General features: G+C 71.0%; 1 protein-coding gene and 1 pseudogene. One reads left to right on the forward strand and one right to left on the reverse strand.

Features of this window, described 5'->3' with window-relative positions:
* Nucleotides 1-1245: pseudogene (locus ABZW74_RS24530) on the reverse strand (type VII secretion protein EccC); the annotation flags it as partial.
* Nucleotides 1246-1331: 86 nt separating this feature from the next.
* Between ABZW74_RS24530 and ABZW74_RS24535 the strand changes: the two are divergent.
* A partial coding sequence (locus tag ABZW74_RS24535; protein ID WP_355280116.1) for an EsaB/YukD family protein occupies nt 1332-1967 on the forward strand: 636 nt, incomplete at its 3' end.

The raw sequence follows: 1967 nt of genomic DNA on the forward strand, positions 1-1967 counted from the left end.
GGGTGAGACGGCGTCGGCGCTGCCGCGTGAGGCACCGCGGACGAGTCTGCGGGTGCGTTCGAAGTCGGGGGCGCGTTCCTCGCCGGGACGCCGCTGCGCCTCCACGATGACCTCGACGTCGACCGCCCGGTCGTCGGCGATGGTGACGCGGGCATCGACGTGCCCGGGTTCCAGCGTGCGGTCCTCGTTGAGGACGACGAGCACCACCTTGAGTTCGCGCAGATCGTCGCCGATCAGCCTCGCGAGCAGGTCGCGGCCGTGGGCGTCGGTCGCGTCGATGACGACGATCAGGTGGTGGGTGTCGAGTTCCTGACCGGAGAAACGCTTGCTTCGATCGCCGAGTTCGTCTCTGCGACGGGCGACTTCATCGAGTAGCGGGGCGGCGTCCTCGGCGTCGGTCGAGGTCATCCGACGACCGATCGGGCCATCGAAACGCTCCGGGTCCAGGACGTGCGGCAGCCACAGCGCCCACCCGTAGGCGTTGACCCGGCCACCGGCGGGCAGCGCGACGTGCACGCGGACATCGTCGGGCGCGTGGAACACCGCTACCTGCGTCAGCAGCGCCCGGACTGCTTCGCTCGTGCGGTCCCGCGGTCCGACGATCGACACGATGCCGGCCAGCGGGACGCCGATCGGCAGGTCGTCGATGCGTTCGGTCGCCGCCAGCAGCCGGTCCAGATGTGCCTGGGCGATCGGTTCGGGCGCCTTGAGCGGGTCGGAGTCCTTGTCCACCTCCACCTCTCGCGCCAATGGTCCGACCCCGTTGCCGACGCGCACCGTCAGGAAGTCGGGGTCGGAGGGTCGGCGTTCCCACAGCCGGGAGGGGTCGCGGATCACCGCGAGCAGATCCGCGGGCGCCGGATGCCGGCGATGCGCGACGCGTCGTTGCTCGGCGATCTCGTCGTCGAGGCGGCGTCGGGTGTCGTTCACAAAGGAGACAAAGACGCCGCGCTGCTGCTCGGCCTTCTTCCGGCCGCCGGTCTTGGCGTGGATGAACATCACGATGCCGCCGATGATCGCGCCGACCACGATCACCCCGCCGGCGATCATGCGGATCGGGTTGCCCGACGACATCATCATCGCCAGCATGCCCACACCCGCCATCAGCGGCAGGATCGCGCGCATCGCCATCGCGCCCTGCCCGGAGGCGGCGTCGATGACGGGTACGCGCGGGAGTTTCAGGGGGTCGGCGGGCAGCGGATCGGCGCGCAGCCGCGCAGGCCGATGCACCAACTTCGTCCCCACCGGCTACTTCCCCCTCAGATCCGTCCCGCGTCCACCGCCGACCACGTGAGTCAGGCCGCTCGATCCCGTCTGCCATCATGGACGCCATGGCTTCGAACTTTGTTCGGCTGACCGTCGTCGCCGACGACAACCAGCTCGACGTGAGCCTGCCGGCCCATCGCCCGATCGCCGAGTATATCGATGACGTCGTGGAGCTGTTGGGTCCCGCCAGTGCTGCACCGGCCGCGAGCTGGACGCTGTCGTCGGTGCGCCACGGCGTGCTCGATCTCGAGGACACCCTGTCCGACCACTCACTGACCGACGGCGCGCAGCTGCATCTGACGCGGTCGGCCGAGGCGATGGCACCCCCGTTCGTCGACGACGTGATCGACGAACTCCGACGTCAGGTGGCCGCCGGATACCAGCGGTGGGCACCGGAGACCGCCCGCTCGTGGATCGCGTCGGCGGTCGCGGTGATCCTGATCGTCGGTGGCGGATCGGTGGTGGCGGTCGACGACACGGCCGCCGCGGTGGGCGCGCTGTCGGGTCTGGCCGTGTTCGCCGCGATCGTGGGTGCGCTTGCTCGCCGGTCCGCGCTGGGCCACGTGCTGTGGGCGGCGGTGCCGCTCGCCGCCGCCGCGGCCTGGCGTGCCGCAGATTCGTGGGGTCTCGCCGAGTCGGTGGCCTTCGCAGGCGCCGCCGGGACGGCCCTGGCGGCGGTGGCTGCCGCCGTCGTCGTGCGG

The organism is Gordonia sp. NPDC003585 (assembly GCF_040610755.1).
Classification (GTDB): Bacteria; Actinomycetota; Actinomycetes; order Mycobacteriales; family Mycobacteriaceae; genus Gordonia.